Source organism: Rhizobium sp. 01T437 (assembly GCF_056398505.1).
The window spans coordinates 1-424 of the sequence record NZ_JBFTPM010000084.1; the positions used below are offsets into that span (position 1 = coordinate 1).

Consider the following 424-nt stretch of genomic DNA (forward strand, 5'->3'; position numbering starts at 1 on the left):
CAGGGAGGGGATGTTACGGTGAGTTTTCCGTTCGGGGACGGCATGAACTTCAGCATTCACCCGAACCGGCCCGACATCCGGCACTGAAGAACAGGACGCGCAAATGATTGACTTTCTGAGCTCGGCCGACGGCACGAAAATCGCCTTCGAACGGACAGGTGAAGGACCACCTCTGATCATTATCGGCGGTGCATTGAACAGCCGGCGTTCGGCCGACGGGCTGGTGCCTTGGCTGGCCCCGCACTTCACCGTGTACGCCTATGACCGTCGGGGGAGAGGCGAGAGCTCCGACACCCTTCCCTACAGTCCCGGCCGTGAACTAGAGGATTTGGAAGCGCTGATAGCCGCGGCGGGCGGTTCGGCCTACGCTTACGGCCATTCCTCGGGTGCCATCCTGATTCTTGAAGCAGCGGCTGCCGGAGCG

1 protein-coding gene is annotated in these 424 nt (G+C 61.8%); it reads left to right on the forward strand.

Annotated elements, in window-relative coordinates:
- Nucleotides 1-103: 103 nt before the first annotated feature.
- Nucleotides 104-424 (forward strand): alpha/beta fold hydrolase (locus AC1DM5_RS36600; RefSeq protein WP_477976974.1); only part of this gene is annotated, 321 nt, incomplete at its 3' end.